At 65.2% G+C, this 25,975-nt stretch carries 28 protein-coding genes and 2 tRNA genes; 12 read left to right on the forward strand and 18 right to left on the reverse strand.

The window, feature by feature from the left end:
- Positions 1–380 precede the first annotated feature (380 nt).
- Together Psi01_RS11410 and mscL are read left to right on the forward strand one after the other, a co-directional pair.
- The gene (locus tag Psi01_RS11410; RefSeq protein WP_204063927.1) at positions 381–992 is read left to right on the forward strand and encodes an RcpC/CpaB family pilus assembly protein; all 612 of its coding nucleotides are present in this window, start codon (positions 381–383) and stop codon (positions 990–992) included.
- Positions 993–1,077: 85 nt separating this feature from the next.
- Entirely contained in the window at positions 1,078–1,503 is a 426-nt protein-coding gene (gene mscL / locus Psi01_RS11415) for a large conductance mechanosensitive channel protein MscL (RefSeq protein ID WP_204063928.1), read from the forward strand.
- An 81-nt stretch (positions 1,504–1,584) separates the two neighbouring features.
- Here mscL and Psi01_RS11420 read toward each other — a convergent pair whose 3' ends face one another.
- A complete protein-coding gene (locus Psi01_RS11420) occupies positions 1,585–2,652 on the reverse strand; it encodes a M15 family metallopeptidase (protein WP_204063929.1) in 1,068 nt (355 codons plus the stop codon).
- A 1,536-nt stretch (positions 2,653–4,188) separates the two neighbouring features.
- Between Psi01_RS11420 and Psi01_RS11425 the strand changes: the two genes are divergently transcribed.
- A tRNA-Arg gene (locus tag Psi01_RS11425) sits at positions 4,189–4,261 on the forward strand.
- 262 nt (positions 4,262–4,523) lie between these two features.
- Positions 4,524–5,105, forward strand: a complete 582-nt coding sequence (locus Psi01_RS11430; RefSeq protein WP_204063930.1) for a hypothetical protein — start codon at positions 4,524–4,526, stop codon at positions 5,103–5,105.
- A 60-nt stretch (positions 5,106–5,165) separates the two neighbouring features.
- Here the strand turns inward: Psi01_RS11430 and Psi01_RS11435 are convergent, their stop codons facing one another.
- The 8 genes from Psi01_RS11435 to Psi01_RS11470 form a co-directional block, all read right to left on the reverse strand.
- Positions 5,166–6,533: a tyrosine-type recombinase/integrase gene (locus Psi01_RS11435; protein WP_204063931.1), complete on the reverse strand. Its 1,368-nt coding sequence runs from the start codon at positions 6,531–6,533 to the stop codon at positions 5,166–5,168.
- Entirely contained in the window at positions 6,530–6,721 is a 192-nt protein-coding gene (locus Psi01_RS11440) for a helix-turn-helix transcriptional regulator (RefSeq protein WP_204063932.1), read from the reverse strand. Before Psi01_RS11440 ends, Psi01_RS11435 begins: the two co-directional genes overlap by 4 nt.
- A complete protein-coding gene (locus Psi01_RS11445) occupies positions 6,718–8,073 on the reverse strand; it encodes a replication initiator (RefSeq protein ID WP_204063933.1) in 1,356 nt (451 codons plus the stop codon). The genes Psi01_RS11440 and Psi01_RS11445 overlap by 4 nt, the downstream gene beginning before the upstream one ends.
- A gap of 135 nt (positions 8,074–8,208) precedes the next feature.
- Positions 8,209–8,367 (reverse strand): hypothetical protein, encoded by a 159-nt coding sequence (locus Psi01_RS11450; protein ID WP_204063934.1) that lies wholly within the window; start codon positions 8,365–8,367, stop codon positions 8,209–8,211.
- Positions 8,357–8,704, reverse strand: a complete 348-nt coding sequence (locus Psi01_RS11455; RefSeq protein WP_204063935.1) for a hypothetical protein — start codon at positions 8,702–8,704, stop codon at positions 8,357–8,359. The genes Psi01_RS11450 and Psi01_RS11455 overlap by 11 nt, the downstream gene beginning before the upstream one ends.
- Positions 8,705–8,721: 17 nt before the next feature.
- The gene (locus tag Psi01_RS11460) at positions 8,722–9,348 is read right to left on the reverse strand and encodes a DUF2637 domain-containing protein (protein ID WP_204063936.1); all 627 of its coding nucleotides are present in this window, start codon (positions 9,346–9,348) and stop codon (positions 8,722–8,724) included.
- A 24-nt stretch (positions 9,349–9,372) separates the two neighbouring features.
- Complete coding sequence (locus tag Psi01_RS11465) at positions 9,373–10,722, reverse strand: FtsK/SpoIIIE domain-containing protein (RefSeq protein WP_204063937.1); 1,350 nt, start codon at positions 10,720–10,722, stop codon at positions 9,373–9,375.
- Positions 10,715–11,068, reverse strand: coding sequence for an SCO3933 family regulatory protein (locus tag Psi01_RS11470; RefSeq protein WP_204063938.1), 354 nt, complete (start codon positions 11,066–11,068; stop codon positions 10,715–10,717). The genes Psi01_RS11465 and Psi01_RS11470 overlap by 8 nt, the downstream gene beginning before the upstream one ends.
- A 131-nt stretch (positions 11,069–11,199) precedes the next feature.
- Here Psi01_RS11470 and Psi01_RS11475 point away from each other — a divergent pair, with 131 nt between their 5' ends.
- Positions 11,200–11,535: a GntR family transcriptional regulator gene (locus Psi01_RS11475; RefSeq protein WP_204063939.1), complete on the forward strand. Its 336-nt coding sequence runs from the start codon at positions 11,200–11,202 to the stop codon at positions 11,533–11,535.
- A gap of 177 nt (positions 11,536–11,712) precedes the next feature.
- On the opposite strand, the gene Psi01_RS11480 is transcribed toward Psi01_RS11475, so the two are convergent.
- Positions 11,713–11,934 carry a hypothetical protein gene (locus Psi01_RS11480; RefSeq protein WP_204063940.1) on the reverse strand — a complete coding sequence of 74 codons (222 nt, stop codon included), beginning with the start codon at positions 11,932–11,934 and terminating at the stop codon, positions 11,713–11,715.
- A gap of 149 nt (positions 11,935–12,083) precedes the next feature.
- Here Psi01_RS11480 and Psi01_RS11485 point away from each other — a divergent pair, with 149 nt between their 5' ends.
- From Psi01_RS11485 to Psi01_RS11495, 3 genes are all read left to right on the forward strand, one after another.
- Positions 12,084–12,824 (forward strand): DUF5919 domain-containing protein, encoded by a 741-nt coding sequence (locus Psi01_RS11485; protein WP_204063941.1) that lies wholly within the window; start codon positions 12,084–12,086, stop codon positions 12,822–12,824.
- Positions 12,825–12,826: 2 nt separating this feature from the next.
- Entirely contained in the window at positions 12,827–13,303 is a 477-nt protein-coding gene (locus Psi01_RS11490; protein ID WP_204063942.1) for an NUDIX hydrolase, read from the forward strand.
- Positions 13,304–13,422: 119 nt separating this feature from the next.
- Complete coding sequence (locus Psi01_RS11495; RefSeq protein WP_204063943.1) at positions 13,423–13,818, forward strand: nuclear transport factor 2 family protein; 396 nt, start codon at positions 13,423–13,425, stop codon at positions 13,816–13,818.
- Positions 13,819–13,843: 25 nt separating this feature from the next.
- On the opposite strand, the gene Psi01_RS11500 is transcribed toward Psi01_RS11495, so the two are convergent.
- The 3 genes from Psi01_RS11500 to Psi01_RS11510 all read right to left on the reverse strand — a co-directional run bounded on the left by Psi01_RS11500 (position 13,844) and on the right by Psi01_RS11510 (position 15,275).
- Positions 13,844–14,395: an HD domain-containing protein gene (locus tag Psi01_RS11500; RefSeq protein WP_204063944.1), complete on the reverse strand. Its 552-nt coding sequence runs from the start codon at positions 14,393–14,395 to the stop codon at positions 13,844–13,846.
- Positions 14,396–14,461: 66 nt separating this feature from the next.
- Positions 14,462–14,935, reverse strand: a complete 474-nt coding sequence (locus Psi01_RS11505; RefSeq protein WP_204063945.1) for a GntR family transcriptional regulator — start codon at positions 14,933–14,935, stop codon at positions 14,462–14,464.
- Positions 14,936–14,939: 4 nt separating this feature from the next.
- Positions 14,940–15,275 (reverse strand): hypothetical protein, encoded by a 336-nt coding sequence (locus Psi01_RS11510; RefSeq protein ID WP_204063946.1) that lies wholly within the window; start codon positions 15,273–15,275, stop codon positions 14,940–14,942.
- A gap of 174 nt (positions 15,276–15,449) precedes the next feature.
- On the opposite strand from Psi01_RS11510, the gene Psi01_RS11515 reads away from it, so the two are divergent.
- On the forward strand, positions 15,450–16,199 hold the full coding sequence (locus Psi01_RS11515) for an XRE family transcriptional regulator (RefSeq protein WP_204063947.1): 750 nt from the start codon (positions 15,450–15,452) through the stop codon (positions 16,197–16,199).
- On the opposite strand, the gene Psi01_RS11520 is transcribed toward Psi01_RS11515, so the two are convergent.
- The gene (locus Psi01_RS11520; RefSeq protein ID WP_204063948.1) at positions 16,124–16,927 is read right to left on the reverse strand and encodes a hypothetical protein; all 804 of its coding nucleotides are present in this window, start codon (positions 16,925–16,927) and stop codon (positions 16,124–16,126) included. The two genes, Psi01_RS11515 and Psi01_RS11520, sit on opposite strands and share 76 nt — an antisense overlap.
- A gap of 465 nt (positions 16,928–17,392) precedes the next feature.
- Between Psi01_RS11520 and Psi01_RS11525 the strand changes: the two genes are divergently transcribed.
- A complete protein-coding gene (locus tag Psi01_RS11525) occupies positions 17,393–20,158 on the forward strand; it encodes an N-6 DNA methylase (protein ID WP_204063949.1) in 2,766 nt (921 codons plus the stop codon).
- A gap of 10 nt (positions 20,159–20,168) precedes the next feature.
- Here Psi01_RS11525 and Psi01_RS11530 read toward each other — a convergent pair whose 3' ends face one another.
- Positions 20,169–21,293 carry a Shedu anti-phage system protein SduA domain-containing protein gene (locus tag Psi01_RS11530; protein ID WP_204063950.1) on the reverse strand — a complete coding sequence of 375 codons (1,125 nt, stop codon included), beginning with the start codon at positions 21,291–21,293 and terminating at the stop codon, positions 20,169–20,171.
- A 621-nt stretch (positions 21,294–21,914) separates the two neighbouring features.
- On the opposite strand from Psi01_RS11530, the gene Psi01_RS11535 reads away from it, so the two are divergent.
- Both Psi01_RS11535 and Psi01_RS11540 read left to right on the forward strand, forming a co-directional pair.
- A tRNA-Arg gene (locus Psi01_RS11535) sits at positions 21,915–21,977 on the forward strand.
- A 194-nt stretch (positions 21,978–22,171) separates the two neighbouring features.
- On the forward strand, positions 22,172–23,932 hold the full coding sequence (locus Psi01_RS11540; RefSeq protein ID WP_204063951.1) for an ATP-binding protein: 1,761 nt from the start codon (positions 22,172–22,174) through the stop codon (positions 23,930–23,932).
- 638 nt (positions 23,933–24,570) lie between these two features.
- Here the strand turns inward: Psi01_RS11540 and Psi01_RS11545 are convergent.
- Genes Psi01_RS11545 through Psi01_RS11555 form a run of 3 tightly spaced genes read right to left on the reverse strand, consistent with a single transcriptional unit; the run spans position 24,571 to position 25,918 of the window.
- The gene (locus tag Psi01_RS11545; protein WP_239127497.1) at positions 24,571–25,059 is read right to left on the reverse strand and encodes a VOC family protein; all 489 of its coding nucleotides are present in this window, start codon (positions 25,057–25,059) and stop codon (positions 24,571–24,573) included.
- The gene (locus Psi01_RS11550) at positions 25,056–25,565 is read right to left on the reverse strand and encodes an SRPBCC family protein (protein WP_204063952.1); all 510 of its coding nucleotides are present in this window, start codon (positions 25,563–25,565) and stop codon (positions 25,056–25,058) included. Before Psi01_RS11550 ends, Psi01_RS11545 begins: the two co-directional genes overlap by 4 nt.
- A complete protein-coding gene (locus Psi01_RS11555; protein WP_204063953.1) occupies positions 25,562–25,918 on the reverse strand; it encodes an ArsR/SmtB family transcription factor in 357 nt (118 codons plus the stop codon). The genes Psi01_RS11550 and Psi01_RS11555 overlap by 4 nt, the downstream gene beginning before the upstream one ends.
- Positions 25,919–25,975 lie beyond the last annotated feature (57 nt).

Raw genomic sequence — 25,975 nt, forward strand, 5'->3', positions numbered from 1 at the left:
TTCCGTCCGTCTGCTGTTCACCGCGCCCGCCACTCGGTGAGGGACATCCGCCTCCGGAGGAGTCTCCGACTCCGGGTGAGCCTGTTTCCCCGTCCGTTCGCTGTTCGTCCCGTCCGTCTCCGGGCTCCGCGCCGCCCGGCTTTCCACCCATGGAGTCAGCCATGCGCGTTCCCGGCCGTCCGGCGAGCCAGAGTTCCCCCGATCGCGGTCTCCTCGGCCGTGGACCCTCGGCCCCGGGGCACGGGCCTCTCGCCGGAGGGTTCCCCGGCCACGGCATTCCGGCGGACCGCGGGCCCTCGGGTCACGGCTCGCGGGAAGGCCACGGGCTTGGCGGGGGTCGCGTCTCCTCGGGTCGCGTCTCCTCGGGTCGCGGGCTTCCGGTGGGCCGCCTGCTGTCCCGCGGCCTCCTCGGCCGTCGCCGCCGGGTGCTCGCCGCCGTCCTGGCCGCCCTCGCCATGGCGTGTGCCGCGATCGGGCTGCGGCCGGACACCTCGTCCGTGACCGTCCTCGCGGCGGCCCGGGACCTGCCCGGCGGCGTCCTGACCGCCGCGGACGCCGTACCCGTCGCTTTGAGGCCCGGCACCGCCCCCGACGGCGCCCTGAGACCGGGCACCCCGGTCGCCGGCCGGATGCTGGCCGGGCCCATGCGCCGGGGAGAGCCCTTCACCGACGTCCGGATGCTCGGCCCCGACCTGCTGGCCACCCACCGCCCGGGCACGGTCGCCACCCCCGTCCGGGTCGCCGACCCCGACAGCGCCCGCCTCCTGTCGCCCGGGGACACCGTGAACGTCCTGGCCTCCCCGGCCGACTGGGACGGCTCCGAACCCGCCCGGAGCATCGCCGAGGGCGTCACGGTCCTCGCCCTGCCCGCGGACGAGTCCGGCCGCGGCGCGCTCATCGTGCTGGCCACCACGCCCGGGCAGGCGGCCGAGCTAGCCTCCGCCCAGTCCGGTGGCAGACTGTCGATCACCATGGACGCTCTACGGCGGTAATTCCGCCGCGCAGGGGTAATGGGACATCCACCACATCGGAAAGACGCGTGCCCGCCGTCAATGTTCTGGGCAAGGAGTAGTGACCATGCTGAGCGGATTCAAGAAGTTCCTGCTGCGGGGCAACGTGCTCGAACTGGCCGTGGCGGTGATCATCGGTGCCGCCTTCAACTCCATCGTGCAGTCGCTCGTCAAGGACGTCTTCACTCCACTGCTCGCGGCGGTCGGCGGTCAGCCTCACTTCGAGAATCTGGAGATCAAAGTGGGCGCCAGCGCGATCAGGTACGGCGTGTTCCTCAACGCGGTGATCTCGTTCCTGATCGTGGCGGCGGTCGTCTACTTCTTCATCATCACCCCCTACGAGAGGCTCACCGCCCGGTTTTCCACGCCGGAGGAGACGTCGCTGCGCGAGTGCCCGGAGTGCCTTTCCGAAATCCCCAAGGCAGCCGTCCGCTGCTCGCACTGCACCGCGCAGATCGCCCCCATGACCGAGCCGAAGAGCGCGTCCTCCTAGAGGCCCGGGAGTTCGCCGAAGGCGCGTGGAGGCCGCCGGGCTTTCTGCGGACGCCGGAGGGCGGGCGGGGTCTCTGAGGCTCTAGAGCAGCGACCCGATCTTCGGGTCGTACTCCCAGTGCCAGGGCTCGAAGGGGCTGACGTAGGCCCACTGCGGGTGGATCCAGCCGAACTTCTTGCCGTTCGCCTCAAGCCAGTTGAACTCCGGCGACCGGAAGTTCTGCACCCCGCCGCACAGGTCCACGGCCAGCCCCAGCCCGTGGTTGCTCCGGCCAGGTACGGCCGCCAGCCCCGGGCGCCGGTAGTACACCGACTGCTGCTCGGCCAGGCTCCGATAGCTGTCCGTCACGCACATGGGCTTGCCGAACCGCTTGCGGTAGGCCTCGTTCAGGCTGATGAACGCGAGCGCCGCGTCGGCCCGCAGCTCCTCCCCCTTCTGCTGGAGGGGGCACAGATAGAGCTTCGGGATCAGGCCGTTGGGGAAGTCCTGGAGCGAGGCCGCCCTGGTCGGATTGCAGCCTCCCGCCGCCTGACCGGACTTGTCGACCTTGACGCCCAGCTTCACCAGCGCCTGGGTCAGCGACTTGACGATCTTGTCCGAGCGCGTCTTGAGCGTCTGGATCTCGGCGCCCATCTGGGCCTCGGCCAGCAGGCCGTCCGCCCGCAGCTCCTGCGCCTCGGTGGCGAGCCGCTCCCGTTCGGCCTGCAGGCGGCTGCTCTCCTCCAGGATCCGGTCCCGCTGGGCCACGAGCTGGGTCGTGTCGGCCATGGCCCGCAGCGTGGAGCTGTCGGAGGACCCCGACAGCAGGCTCGCCAGGTCGCCGCCGACCGGCTGCTGGTAGATCAGAGTGATGAGATCCGACAGCGGCTGCCGCACCTGGGCGAAGGCCCTCTCCGCGGCCTGCAGCTCCCGCAGCTTGGCGGTGAGCTCCTTCTGGGTGGCCTGGATCTTGGCCCGCCGCTGCTCCAGCGCCTTGGTCGCCGCCTCGAGGTCCTTGGCCGCCTTCTCCGCCTCCCGGCGGAGCTCCGTGAGGTTCACCGGGTCACGAGTGAGAACGGTCTCGGTCTCCACCTGCTGACGGGCGGGAACGGTCTTCGCCTCCACCGGCGCCCGCTCCGCGGCAGCGGTTCCCGGCAAGAGGGACGTCATCGTCGCGACGACGGCGATCAGACCCGCTGATCGACGAGGTGGCACGTTCGACCCCTCCGTTTGCGAACTCGTGACCTGGGTCAGCCACGCACGCTACTACAGCTCACCGAGTGCACGAGCCAGCCTCCCACAGCCGCTATGCGCCGAACGCCCGTTTCCGGATTTTCCCGGCAAAGCTCTTACGGTCCCCCGTGGCGCCTCAGGCTTCTTACCGGGCCTCCTCCAGGCAGACCTCCCAGAGCCAGGTGCCCCGCCATTCCGGCGAACATCCGACGCTGACATCCACGTCCACCCCGCCCGAGACGTTGTTCACCTGTCCCTTGCCACCGGAACCGGAACCAGGGCCGGAACCAGAGCCTGAGCTGGAGCCGGAACCCTGCCCGTTCCCTCCGACACCGGGCCGCTGCCCGTTCCCGGCCCCCTGTCCGCTCCCGCCTCCGGCCGGTCCGCTCCCGCCTCCGGCCTGTCCGTTTCCAGGACCCGCCTGACCGCCTCCGAGGCCTGCCTGACCATTCCCTCCGGGCCTGGGCCCTGCCTGCCCGGATCCTCCGCCCCCAGGCCGGATCCCTCCGCTTCCGGGCCGGGTTCTCCCGTCTCCGGGTCGCTCGCCTGCCCGTACTCCGGGTTCCGCACGCCCGTCCCGCCCGTTCCCGCGACCGGCCTGCCGGGCCCCGTCGTTCCCGGCACGCCGATTCCCCCCGGATCCCGTACGGGCCTCCCCGGGCACCACCGACGGCCCGTAGGCAGACGAGCCCGCCCACACCCAAGGCCGCTTCCGGCCGCCTTCCTGCTGCTCCCGGGCTCCCCACGGGCCGACGGAGGCCCCCCACATCACATGGGGAGCCTCGCCCTCCCAGCCCGTCGTGACAGAGGGCATCCATCCGCCGTAGGCCCGATCAGGAGAGGAAGTACGGCCGGACACCGAAGCCACCGGCGGCGGCACCCGCCTCGGCTCCGTCATCACCACGCTGGCGGGCACGAGCGTGACTGGCATCATGGCGATCGTCCCGTCCCAGGGCTGCGCGCTCACGCCATGTCCGCAACCCGCCGTGCCATAACGCGAGTCCACAACCGCCGTCCCATGGCGGGAATCCGCCGTCCCGTATGGGTGGCCTACATCCGGCGTCCCATGGCAGGAGCTCGCATCCGCCATCCCGTACGGCGAGCCCACGTCCTTGCCACCACCCGCCGCCTCGTATCGCGCGCCTACGCTCTCCCCGCCGGCAGCCGTCCCATATCCGGTGATCGCCGTCTCGTATCCGGCGAGTTCCCCGACCAGCAGGCCACCCGCCAGCAGCGCCGGGGCGCACATCGCCGCCCCCAGCACCGCCGGCCGCACCACCCGCCGCTTCCGGCTCCGTCCCCACCGTCCTCTGATCACGAAGCGTGACACTAGTCATCCCGGTACTCCCCCCACCCGCCCGCTTGCCATCCCTTTATCCCAGCTCAGCGAACCGATGACCCGCCAACTTCCCCCCACAGCCCTCCCAAGCGCGCACGAACGCTCCATTTTCGCTACTCTTACATGCAGTCCCTGCCTCCGTAGCTCAGGGGATAGAGCACCGCTCTCCTAAAGCGGGTGTCGCATGTTCGAATCATGCCGGGGGCACTCTCTTGACCAGCCGCCAAGCCTCTGACCAGGGGCTCAGCGTGCGCTCTTCCAACGATCACATGCAGTCGAGTGCCACCGCAGGCAGCCATAGGCCAATGATCGCGAACCATGCGCGAACCAGACCCGCCAGCATTTGCCCAGGTCGTCCCAAGAATGCGAAAGCACTGAGGATCCGACTCCATGGTGCATAAGGTTGTTGAGCAGGGGAACGCCGTGTAATCGCCCACGAGAGGCGCATGCGTTCTGGGAGCATGCCAGCATGCCCCCCATTGAAGCGCTAGCGATCAAGGCCGCCACGTCATCGCTTGGAACGCTCCTAAAGATGGCCAACGACGCCGGAGTGAAGAAGTCGGTGAAGCGGCAACGGAAGATCGAGACAGGTGATCGACTACTGGTAGCGGCGACCGGCTTGTGTGCCTGCGTGACGGCACACCATGTGGCGTGGGAGTCGCCGCGGTCCAAGTGGTTGACAATATTGTCGTTCATCGCCCATATCCTGCAGGGCCGAGCATGGACGGGTGAGTGGAGTGCAGGCCTCGGGAACGCCTCCCAGCAAGTCATCGCTTGGGACACCGCTGGCGCTAGAGAGCTGATACCGGCTGTCTTGGATAAGAGCGAACGGATGGCCCTGCTCTTCCTAGAGCTGAGCATGTGCGGCGACAAGCAGCTCGTCGCAGCCGGCTACCAGATGGCAACCACTGCGCTGGAGTTCCGTGGAGGACAGAACGATCGGCAGCGTATGGAGGCTGCGGTAGAGGTGTTCGGGATGCAGCGCGAGTGGCTCTCCCGGCCATGGTGGCGGCGGTTGGTGTGGTGGCGACGGCCGAAGGTCACAAGGTGAACTGAGCAAGCGGCTCGGTTTCATTACCGAGCCGTGTGCTCCCATCCGCAGAACTGCGGGTTACTCGTCGAGCGCTTCGGAGATCTTGCTATTAGCTCGCGCCTGCTGTCCTTCAATGCACTTCGCATAGACGCGTAAGAGAACGTCAACGCTGTGCCCCGCCCGCTTGGCCACCTCGGTAGCCGGGACTCCGGCGTTCAGCCACAGGGACACGGCGGCGTGCCGCAAGTCATACGGCCGGGCCGCGAGCGGCGAGGCGACCTGTTCGGCAGTGAGTGCCCGCCTCCGAGCCTCCTGCCAGACGCCCGAGTATGCCGAGGAGGAGAACGACTGTCCCTTGGAGGTACGGAACAGCCGCCCATCAACGGCAACGCCGTACTTCTCGATGTGCGCTTGCAGGACAGCAACCAGGACGGGCGGGATCGGGATCTCTCGTGTGTCGTCCGTGGCCCGGTGCTTCAGGCCCCGAGAGTCGTGGGTCTCCCCCGAGTTGGTCCACCGCTTGTTCGCCTGGGGGCGCGCCTTCTCAACCGTGAGCAGGCCCCAGCCTTCTTCGGGGAGGTGGCAGTTCTGACGGCGCAGGCCCGCCGCCTCCTCCGGCCGGAGCGCGGCGTAGTACATGCACGCGAACATGCCGTGGAGCCGCCCGCCACGGGTTCGGCCAATCGCGGGCACGGCGGCCAGCAATGCACGGGCTTGTTCGGGGTTGACGACCGTACGGGGGTCGATGGTGCCCACGGCCTTGGGCGGAGTCCACTTGACCGAGTGCAGCGGATTGGCGGGGAGCTCCTTCTGCTCCACGGCGAGTTCGAGTAGGTGGTGAAGAACCTCCCGCTTGCGGCGCACCGTATTGGCAGCGGCATCCTTGCCGATGAAAGTCATCGAGATGGCATCGAGGGCAGTCCGCACGACGCGAGGATCTTGTAGGTCGACCAGGGGCAGCGATGCCCTCTCCAGCCAGGACAGCACCGGCACCAGGGCACGGGGCAGCTCCGCGCGTCGCTCCTCGGGCAACAGGGCGTGATTGCGCAGCACTTCGCGCATGTCGCTGTCCTTGGGCCGGTTCGGCAGGTCAGCCACCAGCGCCGGGACGAGAGACAGCAGGCCGTAGACGTCGGTCTCCCGGGTCCGCGCCGCCGAGGTACGCCACCGGTCGACTACGTAGGCCCGCGCGAACTCCAGAAACGTCGGCCCCACCGGTTGCTCAGCGGCGAGCATCGACAACGGCAACCCGGTATCGACGTCGAACGCCTCCCCCGCCTTGGCTGCCTGCCGCAGATCGGACAGGAAGCTCTCGGCGAGGCCTTTGGTTCGAAAGCTCTTGGACTTGGGTTTACGGGCCACCGTCCAGCGCACGAGGTAGGACAGCGTCTTACGATCCTTGCGCCGCTGGATCTCCCAGAACTTCACGTCATAGCTGGTGTTCACGCCGCCTCCCGGCGAGAGTCGAGCCAGGAGAGGAGATCGCTCCGCCAGACGCGCAACTCACTGTTAGGGAGCTGAATGCATACGGGCGCACGGCCGAGCTCACGCCAGCGGTAGAAGGTCCGTCGAGAGACGCCACCCAACTCGTCGAGGACCTGGGGGACGGTCAGAAGTTCGTCACGCCGACTCATCCGGCATCACCCCCGCCGCCGGCCGCCAGGACGGGTAAGGCCGTGCCGGTCAGCGCGGCGGCCAGAAGGGCGTCACCGGCCGAGTAGCCCTTGCCCGCGTACTCCCACTCGGCGATCACGAGAACGGTGTCCTCGTCGAACAGTGGAAGCCGTCCGGTCGTGGCCGCTTCGTCCCGAACGAAGGCCGTCCGATCGGCCCGGATATCGCCCAGGGTGATGGAGTAGTGCCGGGACCGGGTGGAGAAGTGGCCCCGGAAGCCGAGCATGTGCGCCCAATGGATCAGCCGGAGGTCGGCCAGCTCGCCGAGTTCGCCGAGGCGGAAGCATTCGGCGATGAGCCGCCGGGCGTGCTCGCGCAGCGGCAAGGCGGCCAGGTCGTCGAGTGGGCTGAGACGTCGATCCAGGGTGCTGACGCATTCGGCCGCCTTGGTGGCGTACTTGGCGATGTAGCCCGCCACCGCCTGGTCGGAGAGGCCGCCGTCCATGGTGATCGGGCGGACGTCGAGCTGATCGCCCCAGCGCAGCACTCGGGCGGGATCGTCAACCGTCGCCGGGACGGTGAAGCTCACGGCATGGACCGCATGCTCTACGGCCTCTGTCAGCGCCTCAACCGTCGCCCAGGCCGGAGGAGACGCGGCCGGTCCCGCGGGACCGTCGAGGCGGATGACGGCGTGGAAGTGGACCACGCCGCGCCGCTGGTACTCGGCGACCTTCGCAAACGAGATCGTCAGGTGCTGGCGGAGCTCCCGCAGGGTCAGGCCCTCACTCTTGGCAAAGCGCCGGCGGAGGGCATCGGTGAAGCGCTGCCAGAGCTTCGGGGATACGGCGTTGAACAGCACGCTGCCCGCGTAGTCGTAGCAGTCGGGGCAGAGCGGTTCGCCGAGGCGGGGATCGTCGGCGCTGTGCCGGGCCGTGCAGGACATGACCTTCCCGTGCGGGCAAGTCGGAGCGTCGCGCCGGGCATGGCAAGGCAGGATCTTGCCGTCCTTCTCCCGCCGGGCGTGCACGGTGCCGAAGGACGGAGCAGTCAACGTGACGAACAGGCACGGGTGCGCGGTGACGGTGGCCGGGACGCCCTTGCCGCCGACCAGGCCCGCGCGAATGAGTTGGTAGGTGTCGGCGCGATAGGTCTCGGCGCAGGTCGGACAGCGCGAGGCCCGCCGGGTCTTGCACGGCAGGCGAAGCACGCCGTCCGGCTCGTGGCGGGTGCTGTAGGAGTGCAGGAGTTCGCCGGTGGCCCGGTCGATGTGGTCGACGCGGCCCCGCAGGTGGATCGGCTGTCGGCATCCCCCGGTGCGGTGGATCTGGGCGGCCCAGCGGGCATAGCGCGGATCGTTCAGGCGGGTGATCATGCCTGCGATTGCGTGCGGACGCATGTGGGTTGCGGGCAAGATGGAGACCTCCTTTCGCTCGTTCGGGTGAAGGGATGGCCCCCGACCTGGCAGGCGTCTTGGCGGATGTACGGCCAGGCCGGGGGCGCCGAAGGCTCAGCAGAAGCCGAGGCCCTCGCAGTGGAGACAGATCTCTCCGTAGGAGTCGAGGCCGCCGCCGCCGCAGTAGCAGCAGCACCAGCGCTTGGGCTCGATCGGTGGAAACGGCTGAGGGTCTGGCGAGGTGATCGCCTCGTCGGCGAGGTCAGGCCGCATCGGCGGCCTCCGGGATGACACAGCCGGAGTAACTGGTGTCGGCCGCATGCTGGGCGCGCCGGGCGGCCAGGATCGCGAGTGCCTCGTAGCCGACCGGGCCGAAAGCGAGGCGCGCCTTATGGTGACCGTAGATCGTGTCCGAGGGGTCGGGTACGGTGCCGAGCAGCGCGGCGATCCGGTCGATCTCGGCGATCATCTCGGCGTCGGTGCCCCGAGTGGGGAAGTACAGGAACGTCATGTCGTGACGGGGTACGGGAACAGCGGGGTTTGCCTCCAGGAAGGCGGCCAGGTCCCGAAGGCCCCGGATCACGGCGGTTCGGTAGTCGGTGTTGGTCATCGGTGCTTCTCCTTTCGTCAGGCGGTTTGCAGGGCGCTCAGCAGGTCTGTGGCGAGCTGGTGGGACACGCCCAGCCGGGCGCGCAGGGTGTCGCGGGTGATCGGTCGGCCGTGGGTGGCGTGGTAGTCGTCGGCTACACGCCGGGCGTAATCGACGAGTTCGGATGCGGGTTCGGCGGAGACGAGCGCAGGAACTTCGGCCGGTCCGGTGACGATCTCCGGGGCAGACTCCGGCAGCGGTACCGGGGACGGTTCGGGGTGAGGAGCCGAGGCGCGGCGTTCCAGCATGGAGACGGCGGTCAGGAATGCGCCCGCCGGGGTCGCGGCGCAGATCCATCCCCACGCCGACGGGTCGGCCTGGTTGAGGTTGGCGGCCAGGGACAGGACGATCCCGGCGGTCAGGACCAGGGTCGGCCAGGAGATCGGTCCGGAGCGGACGCGGCCGGTCTTCTTGTCGCGCTGGCGTTCCCGGGCGGCCATCACGCAGGTGAGGTCGATGCACACGGCCACCGCCCAGGCCATCCAGCCGGACTGCCCGTGTTCGGTGGCCGTGTCGCGGATGTGGGTGAACGATCCGGCACCCGCAATGACAGCCAGGATCAGAATCGGTCCGGAGTCCAGCAGTCGGCAGGCAAGGCGTCGCATCGCATCCCCCTTTCAAGTGATCGTTCAGGCCTTGAGCAGCTCGTCGAGGTCGGCATCGTTGATCTCGGCGTCGTGGGTGCCTTCGGTGAGATCGGCCCAGGACGGGGTCAGATCGGCATACATCCGGGCGGCGTGTTCGGCCGCGTGCTCGGCGACGTAGAAGGAGCGCGCCCGATACCACTGGCCGTCTTGAGAGGCCACGATGGCGACGCCGGGTGTCTCAGCGGCGATCGAGCGAGCCGAGACCAGGGCGGCCGGGTCGAGATCGCCCAGGGTCATGGTCGCGGTCTCCGGATCGTTGACCCGGTGGCAGATGCGTCCGGAGCACTGCGCGCGGAGTGCGGTCACGCCGGGGCCGAGGTCGGAGCCGATGCGCTGGCCGCAGCAGAACAGGTAGATCCCGAAGGCCCGCCCGAGCTGCGCCACCCGCAGGAGCGCAGTCGAGGTCTTGGCGATCTCGTCTTTCTCGCTCTTGTCGGCCATCAGGTACAGCTCGGCCAGCTCGTCGACCAAGACCACGATCGGGACCGGGCGGATCGCCGGCGGGAGCTGCCAGATGTTGCGTGCCCCGGCTTGGCGGCACAGGCCCATGCGGTCGGCCATCAGCGCCACCAGGTCATCGAGCAGGCTGACCGACTCGGTGCGGCAGGTTGCCAGGGCCGACAGCCGAGGCGCGTAGGGGGTGAACTCCACGCCGCCCTTGAGGTCGAAGCCGACCAGGGCCACCGGTTGCGGTGCCAGTCCGACGATCAGGGCATTGGCGAGGTTGGACTTGCCGGACTGGGTGGCTCCGGCGTTCATCCAGTGCGGGACCGTACGGAAGTCGAGCACCCAGGGTTGGCCGGTCTCCAGTCGTCCCACGGTGACCTTCAGCAGTTCCGTAGAGGCCGGGATCTGGTCGACCCGCACCAGTGGATCCCGCATGGTGGCGGCCAGCACGATCCGGCCGGGGCGCGGGGAGGAGACCCGGACGGCGTGCACCCGCCAGGAGTGGGCGAGTTTCTCAGCGGCCTGGTTGTAGTCCTCGGGAGTCTGCCCTTCCAGGGTGTGCAGGGTGACGCGCCAGCCGTAGCGGGTGGGCTTGGGCAGCCACATCCACGGCTTGGTGTCGACGGCGACCCGTTTGAAGCGGCGGCGGACCGTCACGGTGCCGGTGGAGACGAGGGCACTGGGAGCGAGAGTGAACCAGAAGCGTTGGCGCTTCTTAGTCAGCCCGCAGCCCAGAGCGATCTTGCGCCAGGTGGCCCGGACTGTGATGGCGGTCAGCGGGTAGCCGATCAGCAGCCAGAAGGATCGGTAGTGGGTGCGCCGCCAGACCCACAGGCACACCAGCAGGCAGAGCAGGCCGAGGAGTGACCAGAGGACGTCAGTCACGTTCGCCTCCTGCCGGCTTGCCGGAGACGGGAACGATCGAGGCGGCCTTGTAGCTGATGCCCCAGCGCAGTTCGCCGTTGCGCATCTGCTCCCAGGGGTAGCCGATCATGCCGGTCGGGATGACGTCCTGGCCCTGGGTGATCGGGGGTTCGCCGGAGGTGCCGACCTTGACCAGTTCCATCCGGCCGAACTCGTCTTCGGCCAGCAGCACGGTCTCGTAGATGGTGTTGCCCTGCTTGTCGACCTTGATCTTGCCGCTCTCGTAGTCGAGCAGGCGGGGACGGGGTGCCTTGGCGCAGCTGAAGCGCAGGCGGTGGGCGTCGACGGGGATCGGGATGTTGCGCATGATGGGTGACCTCCTTATTCATCCTGGTCAACATAGTTAACCTAGTTGGCTGGGTTGTCAATGTGCTCGTGGTTGGCTTGGTCGCCGCCCTGTGCTGAACTAGAGGCACTGACGGCGAAATGAGGGGCGGGATGGTCAAGCACACCGGGCGGCCCGGCTACCTGCAGATCGCCGACAATCTGCGCGAGAAGATCCGGGGCGGATCCCTGGCGCCCGGCACTCCGTTGCCGTCCACCGCGCAGCTGGCCGAGCAGTACGGCGCGTCCTTGAGCGTGGTGAAGATGGCCGTCGGTCTGCTGCGCAATGAGGGCTTGGTCATCGGCCAGCAGGGCAAGGGCGTGTTCGTCCGGGACGATGTACCGCCGGCCCCGCCGCCCACCGACGAGCTGGCCGAGATCCGCCTCACGCTGCGCGACCTATCGGAACGACTGGCGAAGGTCGAGGCGCAGCTGTCCGACCGTAGGTGAGGCTGTCACCTCGCACGTGGCAGCCGGTAATCCGGCGTGCCAGACCTGCCGCGCGACTCGGCGGCACCTCAGTCAGACGCATCCGCCGGTCTTCCTGGCGCATGCCGATCATGACGAGCACGTAGCCGACAAACACGGCGGCGCTGAGAGCCAGGCCGATGATCAGCGGGATCGCGCTCATGACCAGATCACCCGCGCCTGGCTGCGGTTGCGGGGACGGCCGGCCGGACGGCGGGTCTCGCCGCGCCGGGTGCTCGCCTTGCGCTTGCCCTCCTGGCGCTTGAGCCAGAGCTCCCGCGCCCGGCACTTGCGACACAGGGTCTGTCCCTCGCCCAGAGCCGCGCCGCACACGCAGGTGGGGGTCTCGTCGAACTCGTCGGTGATGGTCGTGTTGATCATTGGTATCGCTCCTCTCGGTTGGTGGTTGCTGGCTTGCGATACCGAGAGTGCGCCGATCAGGGGGGACGAGATCACTACAGGACGGGACATGTTCAGGACGTCCGGTCTACGATTGCCACGTCCCTGGACGTCCCCTCTGGGCAGGTGGAATGGCGAACGAGCGACTGCGCGCGGCCCTGCTCGAACGCGGGGCATCGGTGGCCGAGCTGGCCGAGTCGATTCAGGTCGACCCGAAAACCGTGGAGCGGTGGATCACTAAGAACCGCACGCCGTACCGGAAGCACCGTTTTGCAGTGGCGTCGTTCCTGAAAACGGACGAGTCCTACCTGTGGCCCGAGGCGCTCACGCCTCAGCAGGTAGCCGCCGCATCCGAGAGCGAGATCGTCACGGTCTACCCGCATCGCTGGGCCGTACCGAGGGACGCTTGGGGACGTCTGTTCTCAGCGGCCAACCAGGAGATCGGCATCCTCGTCTACAGCGGCCTGTTCCTGGCTGAAGACACCGGTGTCCTGCGCTTACTCGCCGAGAAAGCTGAGGCGGGGATACAGGTACGCGTTCTCTTCGGTGATCCCGACTCCGCCGAGGTCGCCCAGCGTGGCGCGGATGAGGGCATCGGTGAGGGCATGGCCGCTCGCATCAAGAACGCTCTCGTATTGTTCCGGCCGCTTCTGCGGCTCGACAGCGTGGAGCTCCGGCTGCACCGGACCGTGCTGTACAACTCCGTCTACCGCGCCGACGATCAGCTTCTCGTCAACACCCACGTGTACGGCCAGCCCGCCGCCAACGCGCCCGTGCTGCACCTGCGCAGAGTGGCCGGCGGCGACATGGTCACCACCTACACCGACAGCTTCGACGCCGTCTGGGCCGGCGCCCGGCCCGTAGAGTCCTGATCATGGCCCGCCGCATCGACTTCTACGACGACCCCGCCGCACCCAAGCCCAACAGTCTCGTGCCCTCGGTGAACGTCGTGGTCACCAACGACGCAGGCGAGATTCTGCTGATCCGCCGCAGCGACAACGACAACTGGGCCGTGCCCGGCGGAGCCATCGACCTCGGTGAGTCACTGCCGGAGGCGGGCATCCGCGAGACGCTGGAGGAGACCGGTATCCGCTGTGAGATCACTGGAATCGTCGGCACCTACACCGACCCCCGCCACGTGATCCTCTACACCTCCAACGGCGAGGCGCGTCAGGAGTTCTCCATCGTGCTCACCGGCCGAGCCGTCGGGGGCGAGCCGACACCGAGTGACGAGTCTCGGGAAGTGCGCTGGATGCCGCGCCAGGAGGTCGAGGCGCTGACGATGGACCGATCGATGCGCCTGCGAATCGGCCACTTCCTGGCCGGCCGGGCGACGCCGTACATCGGGTAGAAAGCGCCGGAACTCCGGATGCCGCCACGGAGAGGGAGGCGTCTCCGGATTCGCCGGGAAGTGTCTGAGGCGAGCTGTAGGGTCCGGCATCGAGTCAGTACCGATCATGGAGAGTCACTGTGGACGTTCATGAAGCCGCTTTGCGCTGGACACAGGTGTGGACCACGGGATGGGTGCAGAAAGACACCGAAGCCATCGTCGCGTGCCAGGCCGAAGACGGCGTCCATTGGTCGACGCCCTTCAGCTCCCCTCACCAAGGGCGCGCCGGGCTCAGGAAGTACCTTCAGGAGGCGTTCGCGTCAGAGGTCGAGCCCACACAGGCCCGGTTCGCCATACCCCTGGTCCGGGGTGACCGGGCTGCGGCGGAGTATTGGGCGTTGTGCCGCTACGCCAGCGGTCCGCTGACCATCTCGGGATGCACGATGCTGCGGTTCAATGCGGAAGGCTTGGTCATCGAGTCCCGGGATTATTCGTACGTCAAGCCTGGTCATCAGCCTTTCCCGTTCAGCTGGTGAGCTGAGCTCCCTGACCGGCAGCGAACTATGAGCCGGATACCAAAGCAGTTCGGACCGCGTGGACGGCTGAGGTGATGCACGGGGTGGCATTGCGGATGGAGCGGCTGACCAGGTGCTCGGGGCCGTAACGGGAATGGATCTCCGCGAGTCGGTCGACGACGTCGAGGGGAAGGCCATCGGGACTGGTGGTCATGTCGCAGTAGATCAGCGCCTTCACCAATTCCGGACGTTCCTGATCGAACTCGGTAGTCAGCGCGTCAATCAGGCCGCGTTCGGTGGCTTCGTAGACCGCGCAGGAGTGGTACGCCACGAGGCGGCACAGCACCTCGTCGGCGGCGTGCACGTCGCGCAGGTAACGGGCGCCATCGAGGGCGTGAAGGCCGGTGTCGACGAGATCGGGCGCGTATCCGATGTCGTGCAGCCAGGCAGAAGCGATCAGCAGGTCTACCTCTGGGCCGAGGATGGGTGCGAGTGTCTCGGCCCGCGCGGCTACCCCTTGCGAGTGTGCCCACCGGCGTGGCAACGGCTCTTCGAGGAGGTCTCTGGCCAGGTCACGCGCCCACTCAGCTTGTCCCATGCGGTTCACGATAAGGGCCGGACCTGGGGAGACTTCCAGCGTCCGGCCCAGACGTCCCAAGACGTCTCAGCGCGGCAGGGCACACACGAACCGGCCCTTGCCATGCTCGGTGGTGATCAGTCCCTCATGCTCCAGCTCGGCCAAGGCCTGACGGATCGTGTTACGCGAGACCCCGTGCTCACGCCGCAGGGCATGCTCGCTGGGCAGTACGGCGCCGGCCGCCAGCATCCCACCGCAGATCTGAGTACGCAGGGCCGCGGCGATCATCTGATAGCGATACAGCGGCCCATCAGGCGAGCCGTCACCAATCACCACACGCCCTTTGCCTGGCAAAGTAGCGATCAGCCCTTCGGCCTCCAGGAGGGCCAGACCCCGGCGGGTCGTGGTCCGGGCCACGTGGAACTCCGCCACCAAAGCCGCCTCAGACGGCAGCGCGCTTCCCGGCGGATAGGTGCCTGTGGCGATCCGGGCGCGGAGTCGAGCGGCGATCTGGTCATAGACCCGCCCACCGGTCAGCCACCGGCCCTCGTGCTTTGGCATCGGCTCAGCCGCGGTAGGCATCGATAATCTTCGTGAGGTCGAGGCCGAGGTCTCCCTGTTCCCCCTCGTGCCACCCGGTCCGGGCCGCCACGACGATCTGATCGGCCGCCGGCAGAAGGTGCAGGCACGAGACCCGCTCATCGGCCTGATCTCCCCAGTAGAACCACTGGAATGCCAGGTGGACATAGACCCGGCGGGTCCGGAAGGCGTGATCGGTCACGTCCAGGCACGGGCGGCCCTTCTGATCGACGATCAGGACCGCGGTCGTGTTCCGGTCGATCAGTTCCCCGCGCAGCGCGGTCAGTAGCTCGACCTGGTAGGCGTGCTGGCTGGCTTTCAAGGTGCTCACGGCAGGACTCCCATCGGTGTGGAGGGGCGGGGAGCCCCGGGCGCTGGGCTCCCCATGCCGTCGAGCGTGGTTTCCCGGGGAGGACTCCGGCACCGCGAGTTAGGGACGTCTAGGGACGTCTTGTGTTAGCGTCGCAGGTACCGACCCTGCGAAGGGACGCCCCTCATGAACGAGAACCTCCGGCACGCCCTCATCCGTGCACGGCTGCAGCCCGTCGATGTGGCCGCCCGCCTGGCCGTGGACCCCAAGACCGTCTCCCGCTGGGTCTCCGGACGCATCCCCCATCCCCGCCATCGTCTGGCGGTCGCCGATCTGCTCGGCACCGACGAGGACGAGCTGTGGCCGGAGGAAAGCCGGGGCCGGCGAGGTGTCTCCGGAGAGCTCAAGGCGATCTACCCGCACCGCTGGGCCGTACCGGCTGAGGTCTGGCGCAGCTTCTTCCAGGCCGCCGAGAAAGAGATCGGCATCCTGGTCTACAGCGGCTTGTTCCTCGCCGAAGACACCGGGATCCTGCGTGTCCTCGTCGAACGAGCCCGCGCAGGCGTGCGAGTGCGGATCCTGCTGGGCGACCCCGACAGTCCGGCTGTAGCAGCCCGAGGCGCAGAAGAAGGCGTCGGCGGCGACGTCATGGCCGCCCGCGTGCGCAACACCCTTGCCCTGTTCCAACCGCTCCAGGACGTCGAGGGCATCGACATCCGGCTCCACCGGACAGCGCTGTACAACTCGATCTACCGCGCCGATGACGATCTGCTGATCAACCTGCACGCCTACGGCACCCGCGCTCCCGAGGCACCGGTCATCTACCTGACCCGCAGCGAGACCGACAGCATGGCAGCGACCTACCTCGACAGCTTCGAACGCCTCTGGGCCGGCGCATCACCGCTACCGCGATCGTCGAAGCGGACGTCTCGTTGAAGAAGCCGCCTGCACTCTGCTGTCACCTTGGCCAGCTCTTCCCGAAGGCTCAGCATCCGCTGCCAGCGGCAGTTCCCACTGGGAACAGGCGCGAGATCGATCACCAGAGCACGCAGAGACTGAAAGTGAAGGTCGATCTCGCCCAGCCGCTCCATGAAGGCCGAATAGCCGAGAACCGTGGAGACACCCCCCTCGTGAGAGATCAGCGCCTCTCCGATGGCGACCTGCTCCCACTTCATAACCTGCCTGTCCTGGCCGGCACAGCCCGGACTGTAGGAGGTCGGGTAGTCCGCCAGCGCGCCCGTTACTCCTCGCACGCGTGACCACAAGTCGTCCTTATCGCGCTGGAGCAGATACTCATCCACTCCCAGCCGATCCTTCATGATCTGCACCCGCGCGAAGTACTGCCCGAACAGGTAGAGAGTCGATGTCAGGAAGTACTCGTGGGTGTTGGACCAGTTCTGATCACGCCTGGTCTCCCAGTCACGAGCTAGCGCGGGGAACCCCTGGTTGTTGAGGATGTTGTCCAGTCTGGCGGAGAGCTCCTCTGCGGCGACGAACAAGGGGCCGGCACAGACAGCGATCTGGCGCTGCACCTGATCAGCCCTATCTTCAGCTCGCAGCCGGAGTGCGGCATCCAGCTCCCGCCGGAAGGTCGCCTCGATCTCCGGTTTCCTGGCGAAGCGGAAGGTGAAGTGCGCGAGCGCCAACGTGAAGATCGTGGACAAGCCTCCTGTGATCAGCCCGGTTACAACAAGATCCCTTGCAGACTCTGCGGCCATGACGCCCCCGACACAGTGAAGATCCTGTCACCCGTCTAGACATCCCACGATCACACAGTGATCATTCAATCACAATGAGCTACTTGCCCGATCGCGTGCCAAGATCGAAAGAAACTTATCTCTACGTCTTTAAAGGCGGCTCGCCTGCGGCGATCCGCCGCGCGTTCGGGCGGTCTGCTGGCCGCGCTGCGGCTCTCCGGCCGGTCGCGGCCAGCACCGGCCTACGCGCAACCAATCCCTAGATCACACGCAAGCTCGTAATCAAGATCGAGGCCCCACCCGTGTCGAGGGCTCGCAGCAGGTCCGCACCTGTGGAGCCTTCGTCATCACTCATTCACTGCCTGCCAGTTATAGTACTAAGATTTCGCAGAAGCCCAGAGCGCGGGGCATCGGCAGATGGATGGGAGTCTCGTGAGTACGGAAGAGCTGGCCCAAAAAGGCTACCTCACCACAGAAGGCATCAAGGGGAAACGCTTTGGTGATTTCGAACTACTTGAGCTGGGCGCCACTACGCTCTCAACTTTGGCAAAAGAAGGACTAGACTTCACTCCCGCGAGTACAATCTCATTCCCATGCACGCAATATAAACCTCCCGCCCGCGCTAACCTATGCAAGCCGGATTCCGTATACCTTCACCGCGTTGGAAATCGAGCTTTCCCAATCGCGGTTGCCGAGTGGAAAGCACGAAGCCGCTTCAAAAAGGGTAACGACGCGCTCGCTGCTGCAGAGCAGGCAGTCGTGAGCGCGTTGGCCATGGGAGTGAGAATTGCCATTACTACAGATGGCACGCGCTTCCAGTACATTGATGCAGTTGCCTCGGCCAGCGAGGGAAGGATTGTCAACTTCCCGGAAACGCGCGACTTCGGCCCTGCGGTTCTATCCGATCTCTATCGCGGCGAATCTGACGTCGTGCGCGACCCCAAGCCTCTAGCGGAAACAGTCTGGCAGATAATCTGGCACGCAACAAAAGCTGAACCAAAGGACTGCCTTCTTACCTTTGTTGAAATCTTCATGCTCAAGTTCCTGTCGGATAACCTACCCCTGGCGGTACTCCCTGCAGACTTTCGGTTCGATATTCTCCTCACCGACCCTGAAGAATTCGCCAAAGCGAAGGGTAGCACTCAGATCGAATACTACGTCAATAGTATTCGCCCGAAAATTAAGCAGATATTCGCGGAACGCCTGACGGTCTCAGATGAGCACGTGCGCAATATCTTCGGTCTCGCAGCCGTCGTTTCCCAAACGACCATTATCAATGGTTTCGCATTCCTGCGTTCATCGCCTACGACCACCATCCCTTCGTACAATCGCACCTTCTGCGAGATTCTTGCAGAATTTCAACGATTCGGCGCCCTAACGAACATCGATCCTGAGTTTAAGCTTCGCCTGTACGAGACCTTCCTGCGTCGCTCGGCTCGCCAGCAACGGCTCGGTCAATTCTTCACACCCAGAAACATCGTTAAGCCGATGATCAGGATGGCAATGCTCAACGCCCTGCCAGATAACTCGGTCGTTCTAGACCCCGCAGCAGGTGTCGGCGGATTCATACTTGAACCGCTTCTATTCCCCGATGCGCTTCCCGGCAACGTCACATTCAAGGACGGTGAACCGCAACAGAGGGTAAAACTCATCGGTGTCGATGTAGATGTCTCCACAAACATTCTGGCTAAGGCGAATATGCTCCTTCATCTCGCCGAGTCGGTTAGAAACCCGGATACAACCACAGATGCTCTAAACCAAGCGCTAGCAAATACATTCCTGCTGATCAATGAAAATGAAACGCTGGGATCATTGCTACAGCCGCCACGGGATTCCGTTGATGTCATCCTTACTAATCCCCCTTACGTCACGCAAGGGTCCTCAATCTACCGCAAAGAGATTGAGCATCTGCAGGGTCCTCGTAATGGCGTATCTCTTCGCGATTACTACGATGTTGGAGGGTTGGGCGTCGAAGCCCTCTTCCTTCGCTATATTTCAGGAGCCCTAAAGCCTGGCGGTCGAGCCTTCGTCATTGTTCCTCTAGGCCTGCTGAATCGCACGGCCCAACGTCTAAAAGATGAACTACTCAGTGAATGCAATATCCGGGCAAGCATCCAGCTTCCTCGGAATGCTTTCTTTAATACAGCCCAACCCACATATATTCTGGTTCTAGAGAAGCGGAAGACTTCAGCACAATCCCGTCCCCCGGTATTCTGTGGGATCGCTCGAAGCATCGGGGAGACACTGGACTACGAACGCGTCCCCACGCCAAACGACAACGATTTGTCTGTATTGGCGGATCTATTTGTTCACTACCTCCAAAATCCCGTGGAGGTAACACCGACCCGCCCGTTGACATACGAGGGTTGCGAATTCGCGAAGCTCGTCCCTTCTGACGCATTTGCACCTGACGAGCGCTGGGACGTCGTAAGGCACTGGACTGACGCTGAGCACGTTGCTCTTGGTGAGCGCGCAGAGACCATTGATCGTGCTGAGTTCATCGACCTAGCAACTGACACCCTGCAGGACCTAATTGGAGAACTACAGCAGGCAAAAGAAGAGCTCGCGAGTCTCTCGGCAAGGAAGACGGCGAAGTTCAGTCTTTCTGACCCCGAGAGGTTCCAAATCCGCTCAGGAATCCGAATCCGAAACGTAGATCTCCGCGAGCATCCAGGAGACGTGCCTGTATATTCGGTGTTTACGCGACCCGATACCGTTAAGGGCCATATATCACTTGCATGGCTAGAGGAGAAAGGTTATCCGCCTGAGCCTTTCCCCTCTGTTACGGTGATGGCTACTGGTGCGTCGGCAGTGGGCACTGTCTTCTACCGCGAAGCTGACTGCGTCATGACGGATGACGTAGTAATAGTGCAACCATGGTCGATTGAGCGTGGGGCAGAGTGGCTCGACGATGCCATACGTAATGGTGGACCGGTTGAGCCCCCGTCCTCAGACATAGATCTTGGCTATCTAGCCGTTGCTCTTAGCCAAACGATTGCTCAAGGCGGTTATCTCTATGAGGCGAAGCTGTATACGCGACGCGTCAGGCAGCTAGAGATCGAAGTGCCAATTACGGAGACAGGAGAGCCCGATCTCGATCGGCAGCGACAGATAGCAGCGGTTGTTAAGCGCTTGGATCACATCCGAGCCAAACTGCAGGAGGCAGGTGCTTGGAGTAAGAGCGTCCGTCTCTCTTGATCTTATCAAGCTATTGGACCGATGGCCCGTTCCACATGCCCTCTGTCGGTTCTTCTTCAACTGCCGGCTCTTCGTCTTGTCTGGTGGCTTCCACAAGTTCTCCGGAAGCCACCGCAGATAGAGCACGCGCAGCCCCATCGATCAGATCTTTATAGGTGATCACTTCAACGCGGTTCAGGGCCGCATTGTATGTACGAAGAGCCTCAGCTAGTTCCCGCTCTGTACAATCCTTGACGAAAAGAGGATGTCCAATCACCACAACTGCAGTAGCTCTACTGCAATCTATTTGAAAATCCGTCCATATAGAGTCCCGCTTATGGTCCAGAGATCGCAAGTAGTTAACACATTGCATGGCGGCTTCATGAACCTTGCCGCTTACAATGAGATGCTTACGGGGCTTCTCCACTAGTTGAGGGACATTGGCCTGCTTCAGCTCCACAATATGCAGAGACCCATCAGCCCTAATTAGAGGGATGTCGATGATATCCAGGACCGTTAGTCGACGCCTATCTTCCTTTCGGATGAAATGACCGCCAAATATCCACCAGTTGTCATCCAAAACTTTCTGGATATCATGCTCGGTTGAGCGTGGGTTCTCTACTACAGCGCGAAGATTTCCGAGGGCCTTGTGCTGCCGTCGAATTTCGAAGAGCCCGGAAAGTAGTGCGATTCCCTCACTATCTATAAGCTGATCAACCAGGCCGGGTGCCGAAGCGAGTGTTTTTATGACCTCTGCCACTCTATCCAAAGACAGGTCACCTGTGTGAATGGATTCAAGCATTGCCTCAGGCAACGACACATCATCAACCCTGATGTAAGTTCCTGTGCTAGGCATGGCGCCGTTAAGAAAAGCAAGTAGTGCATCAATCTCTGCGTCTTCGCAATACCATCTGCGCTCAGGCTTTTCGTCGAATCGATATCCAGCACCCCATAATTTCGCGGCGTACTGCTCTACCGAGAACTCTCTCTTCCTGATCTCTCCTGTGTCCCTATCACCGTAGGTACGGAGTTTAGCGGCCTTCCACGCCTGAGGACCCTTTTTAACCTCAAGCGTCTCAGCGGAGAGAACTTTCGGGTTGCTGATGTCTTCTGCAACCCTGACACGGAAAGCCCGTTCGGCAGCGGTACGGTCCACAGCCCGGAAGGCTACATCTGCTGCACTTCGTTGTATAGCCGGTTGACGGCAAACGAGCGATAGACGGTCGATTTGCGACGCGAATCCGTTTGATTCAACGGCCGACACGATCATGTCATCCTCGACAAGGACAAGCTTGCTGCCTACCGCCTCAATGTCATGAGCAACCGGGTGTGAGCGCGCCCACCTGTCGAGTCCATAACCTACTAAGCGTTCATATTACGAAGCTCTGGGAGACTTTCCGCAGGTCAGAAGCCGAGCTGAGCCGACTGGCCCCTCTCCTAATGGAAGTCCTTGTCCTGCCGCGGGGCTTCCGTTCCTCGGGCCTGACGGCCCTGCGGTACGGGTCCCCTTGCCACCGAGTGAGCAGAGTTGGTCACCTGCCGGGGCGCTGTACCGCAGCGGGGTACAACACTCTCGCCTCACACGGGCGCACGCCGCCGGTCGGCATCTGCCACTTGAGTAAGGACGCCCCCCGTCGTACCTGGCCTCCGTTTGCAAGCAGGCAGCCATGCCCCGCACCGTTTCCGACCCCGAGCCTGGTGAGTGCGGGACATGTGCGGGATGACCTTGCAAGAGGTGCGGGTTGCGTGGGACGTTCAAGCAGCTCACACCGCATGTGCCAGCCATACGGCCGCCGCTCTCCTAAAGCGGGTGTCGCATGTTCGAATCATGCCGGGGGCACTTATCGCGACAAAGCCGGATAAAGCCCCTCCCGCTTCTGCGCGTCGGCCGCGAAGATCAACTTGGGTCACCGGGCAAGGGCTCTCGGATGGGCTGCAACTGGAGTGTTTTCGCCCCACCTTCCAGCATGCTAATTAGCATGCTAACTAGCATGTTAGTTAGCATGTCTCGTCTGGGCTGGTCAGGGGATACGGATGCAGGACGAGGAGCTCTTCGAGATCATCGCGAACCTCCGCACACTGGGTGGGGACGTCTCTGACGTAGAGGTGAAGAAGTCCCACCGTGAGCTGCCGAAGACGGTCCGGGAGTCCCTCTCCGCCTTCGCCAACACCCATGGCGGAGTGCTCATCCTCGGCCTGGACGAAACCGCCGGGTTCGCGGCGACCGGCGTGCACGACGCTGCGAAGCTCTCCAACGACCTGGCCTCGCTCTGCTCCACCGACATGGAACCCGTCCTTCGGCCATTGATCCGCGTCCATGACTTCGAAGGCGTGAAGCTCATCGTCGCGGAGGTTCCCGAACTCGACCCCGCCCAGCGGCCGTGCTTCTACCGGGGCGCCGGGATGACCAAGGGCAGTTTCGTTCGTGTCGGTGACGGCGACCGGCGGCTGTCGAGCTACGAGGTCCAGATCATGCTGTCCTCCCGAGGCCAGCCGCGCGAGGACGAGCAGAGCGTTCCCGGGACCGGTCTGGAGCTACTCGACCCGATCATCCTGGAGACCTTCATCGCGCGGCTCCGGGTCAGCAGGCCGTACGCCTTCAAGGACCTTGATCGAGATGCTCTGCTCAGGCGGGCCAAAGTAGTGGTGACCGGGCCTGACGGCACGGACGCGCTGTCTCTGGCGGCGCTGCTCGCGCTCGGTTCCTACCCCCAGGAGCACTTCCCGCAGCTGATGGTCAGTTTCGTTCACTATCCCCCGTCCGCCGGTGACGCATCGGCTGCGGAGACCCGGTTTCTGGACAATGTCACCATCGAAGGCCCTATCCCCGTCATGGTTCGCGACGCTCTGGCCGTGATCCGGCGGAACATGTCCCGAAGAGCGATCATCGGCGGAGCCGGTCGCGAGGACGTCTGGGAATATCCGGAGACCGCGCTCCGGGAGGCCGTGGTCAACGCGCTCGTGCACAGGGACCTCTCCAGCGCTTCCCGAGGCACACAGATCCAGATCGAGATGTATCCGGACAAGCTGATCGTCCGGAGCCCGGGCGGGCTGTTCGGTCCGGTGACCATCGACAACCTCGCCGACGAAGGAATCTCCTCCACTCGAAACGCGACTCTGATGAGGATCCTCGAGGAGGTTCCCATCCCCGGTGAGACGCGGACCGTCTGCGAGAACCGTGGCTCTGGAATCCGTGCCATGGTCTCCGCCCTACGAGCCGCGGGGATGAGCCCGCCACAGTTCGATGATCGAATCGCTTCTTTCACCGTCACCATCCCCAACCATGCGCTTCTGGGTGAGGAGACCGTGAGATGGATCCAGAGTCTCGGCGAGAGAGGTCTCGCTGACAGCCAATGCATCGCGCTGGCAATGCTCCGGGACGGAGAAATCCTGGACAACCGCTCCTATCGGAGCACGGCCGGTGTGGACTCGCGTGTCGCCACGGCCGAGCTACAGGACCTCGTCGCCCGCGAACTCGTCGTCCAGATCGGAACCAGACGATGGGCACGCTACGAGCTGTCGCAGCGGTTACGTCGCCGAGTCTCCGGAGAGACGCCGGCCTCCACCCGGACCGACCGGCGTCCGCAGTTGCTGAACGCGCTCGGCGATGAGACCCTCTCGAGGGCCGAGCTGGCCCGCCGTACCGGACTCACCGATCAGACAGTACGGCGCTGGCTCTCGCTCATGAGGAAGGAAGGCACGGTCGAACTGGTCGGAAGCTCGCCGAGGAGTTCAAGCGCCCGGTACCGCCGGACCCGCCAAGGCTCCCTCTTCCCAACGACCGATCCCCGTTGACGGGATCTCGCCTGGACGTGCCTCTCGGCTACCCTCTGGATGGATCTCCTCATCGCCCCTTGACCGCTGCGACGTACCTCTCCATTGCAAGGCGGCCGGGAGAAACTGCAGGTCCAGACACCGTAGATTTGCGCCGTGCCCGGCCGGGGGCACTCTCCTGACCGCCGGCTACCTCGCCCACTGCCGCCCGGAAGTGCTGGCGGGACTGCCTGAGCTGCGTGCCACAGGATGGTTGGTCGGGATCGTCACCAACGGAACCGCGGACGACCACTCCGGCGAGATCCGGCGGACGGGCCTGGCCCATGCCGTCGAGGGCCCGGCGCTCTCGGGCATCGAGGGCATCGAGGGCATCTGCGATCCTGAGACGGGTCTATTCGAGATCACCACCGAAGCTCGGATAGTCGGAGACATCCCGTTGCGGGCATCAGTGGAGGATGCGCGGCCGGCCTGCGCACGATCTGGATCGACCGTGGTGTCCAGGCCCGCCGTACATCCTCCGCCGGCCACGTCGTTACCGATGTCATCCACACGATCGGCATCCTGGGCGACACCGGTGAACGACTTCTCAGGCAGACCTCGAACACTCCCTGGGATGCGAACAGACTCCACCTCGGAGAGCGGAGCCCCGGAGAAGCTCCTCAGACGCGCCAGGGCATGTGCTGGAGGGTCCAGGTGTTGCCGTCCGGGTCGGCGAAGCGGGCGTAGTAGACGCCGCCCAGGTCCTCGACCGGCTCCACGTCCGTGCCGCGTTCGATGAGTTCCGCGCGGGCCTTCTCGATGTCGCTGACCACCAGGTGCAGGCCGCGCAGCGTGCCGGCCGGCATGTCGAGGGACTCGATGCCCTCGGTCAGAGTGATCGAGCAGGCCGAGCCCGGCGGGGTGAGCTGGACGACGCGGACGCCCTCTGCGGGCCGTACGTCGACGTCCGCGTGGAAGCCGAGGCAGTCGGTGTAGAAGGCCTTGGCCCGGTCGATGTCCGTGACGGGCACGGGGACGAGTTCGAGGAGGAACATGCCGGGGCGGACGGGCGGGGCGGTGTGGTCGGCGGGGACGTCGGTGACGTCGGCGGGGATCTCGGTCTGCGTGGGCCGGGGCTGAGTGGCCTGGGTGGGCTGGGTGTCGGTCATTGCGTCTCGCCTTTCGTGGTCATCCCGTTGAGCATCTCGGCGAGACGGTCGTACGCCTCGCCCGCGCCGCGTTCCATGGGGGTACGGAGCACGCTGTCGCGGATCTCCCGTGAGGGATAGCGCGCCGTGGTGGTCATCGCGGTCCGGCCGTCCCGCTCGTCGAGGACGGTCGTGACGAGGGCCTCGCCTTCCTCCCAGCCGTCATGGACCTCGCTCTGCACCAGCCGGCCGGGTGCGTCGATTTCGTGGAACACCCCGCCGAGACCCATCTCGGCGCCGTCCGGCCCGCGCGACACGAAGCGCCAGGCGCCGCCCGGGCGCAGGTCGACCTCACAGACGACGAGGTGCCAGCCGCGCGCGCCGTGCCAGCGCCGGAGCAGTTCGGGCCGGGTGAAGGCGTCGAAGACGAGCCGGCGGGGTGCGGTGAAGGTCCGGGTGAGCAGGAGATCGGTGTCGGACAGCGCCCGCACCGTCAGGCCTTCGGCCTGTCCCTGCCCCGAAGTCATGGGGTTCCCCGTTCGGTGGCGTCCGGTCCGTCGTGATCGAGCTCGCCGAGCAGGGCGTCCAGCCGCTGGTAGCTCTCCTCCCAGTAGGAGCGGTAGTCCGCCAGCCAGTCGACGGCGTCTCTGAGCCGAGCGGCCTCCAGGCGGCAGGGCCTGCGCTGCGCGTCGCGTCCACGCGAGATCAGCCCGGCCCGCTCCAGCACCCGCAGGTGCTTGGAGATGCCCGGCTGGCTCATCGCGAACGGCGCGGCCAGTTCGGTCACCGTGGCCTCGCCCTCCCTCAGCCGGGCCAGGATCGCCCGCCGGGTCGGGTCGGCCAGCGCGGCGAACGTGGCGTCGAGAACGTCGGTAGCCATGTTGATTACCTTCCGGTTTTATAACCAGACAGTTTTCTACCGCGCCGGTCTCGGCCC

Source organism: Paraplanobispora siamensis, from assembly GCF_016863175.1.
GTDB lineage: Bacteria > Actinomycetota > Actinomycetes > Streptosporangiales > Streptosporangiaceae > Planobispora > Planobispora siamensis.

What these genes read in the sequence shown, in the direction of transcription:
- mscL (WP_204063928.1), top strand. Translation starts at nt 1,078, where the DNA reads ATGCTGAGCGGATTCAAGAAGTTCCTGCTGCGGGGCAACGTGCTCGAA.
- Psi01_RS11420 (WP_204063929.1), bottom strand. Translation starts at nt 2,652, where the DNA reads ATGACGTCCCTCTTGCCGGGAACCGCTGCCGCGGAGCGGGCGCCGGTG.
- Psi01_RS11430 (WP_204063930.1), top strand. Translation starts at nt 4,524, where the DNA reads ATGCCCCCCATTGAAGCGCTAGCGATCAAGGCCGCCACGTCATCGCTT.
- Psi01_RS11440 (WP_204063932.1), bottom strand. Translation starts at nt 6,721, where the DNA reads ATGAGTCGGCGTGACGAACTTCTGACCGTCCCCCAGGTCCTCGACGAG.
- Psi01_RS11445 (WP_204063933.1), bottom strand. Translation starts at nt 8,073, where the DNA reads ATGATCACCCGCCTGAACGATCCGCGCTATGCCCGCTGGGCCGCCCAG.
- Psi01_RS11450 (WP_204063934.1), bottom strand. Translation starts at nt 8,367, where the DNA reads ATGCGGCCTGACCTCGCCGACGAGGCGATCACCTCGCCAGACCCTCAG.
- Psi01_RS11455 (WP_204063935.1), bottom strand. Translation starts at nt 8,704, where the DNA reads ATGACCAACACCGACTACCGAACCGCCGTGATCCGGGGCCTTCGGGAC.
- Psi01_RS11460 (WP_204063936.1), bottom strand. Translation starts at nt 9,348, where the DNA reads ATGCGACGCCTTGCCTGCCGACTGCTGGACTCCGGACCGATTCTGATC.
- Psi01_RS11470 (WP_204063938.1), bottom strand. Translation starts at nt 11,068, where the DNA reads ATGCGCAACATCCCGATCCCCGTCGACGCCCACCGCCTGCGCTTCAGC.
- Psi01_RS11475 (WP_204063939.1), top strand. Translation starts at nt 11,200, where the DNA reads ATGGTCAAGCACACCGGGCGGCCCGGCTACCTGCAGATCGCCGACAAT.
- Psi01_RS11480 (WP_204063940.1), bottom strand. Translation starts at nt 11,934, where the DNA reads ATGATCAACACGACCATCACCGACGAGTTCGACGAGACCCCCACCTGC.
- Psi01_RS11485 (WP_204063941.1), top strand. Translation starts at nt 12,084, where the DNA reads ATGGCGAACGAGCGACTGCGCGCGGCCCTGCTCGAACGCGGGGCATCG.
- Psi01_RS11490 (WP_204063942.1), top strand. Translation starts at nt 12,827, where the DNA reads ATGGCCCGCCGCATCGACTTCTACGACGACCCCGCCGCACCCAAGCCC.
- Psi01_RS11500 (WP_204063944.1), bottom strand. Translation starts at nt 14,395, where the DNA reads ATGGGACAAGCTGAGTGGGCGCGTGACCTGGCCAGAGACCTCCTCGAA.
- Psi01_RS11505 (WP_204063945.1), bottom strand. Translation starts at nt 14,935, where the DNA reads ATGCCAAAGCACGAGGGCCGGTGGCTGACCGGTGGGCGGGTCTATGAC.
- Psi01_RS11515 (WP_204063947.1), top strand. Translation starts at nt 15,450, where the DNA reads ATGAACGAGAACCTCCGGCACGCCCTCATCCGTGCACGGCTGCAGCCC.
- Psi01_RS11540 (WP_204063951.1), top strand. Translation starts at nt 22,172, where the DNA reads ATGCAGGACGAGGAGCTCTTCGAGATCATCGCGAACCTCCGCACACTG.
- Psi01_RS11545 (WP_239127497.1), bottom strand. Translation starts at nt 25,059, where the DNA reads ATGACCGACACCCAGCCCACCCAGGCCACTCAGCCCCGGCCCACGCAG.
- Psi01_RS11550 (WP_204063952.1), bottom strand. Translation starts at nt 25,565, where the DNA reads ATGACTTCGGGGCAGGGACAGGCCGAAGGCCTGACGGTGCGGGCGCTG.
- Psi01_RS11555 (WP_204063953.1), bottom strand. Translation starts at nt 25,918, where the DNA reads ATGGCTACCGACGTTCTCGACGCCACGTTCGCCGCGCTGGCCGACCCG.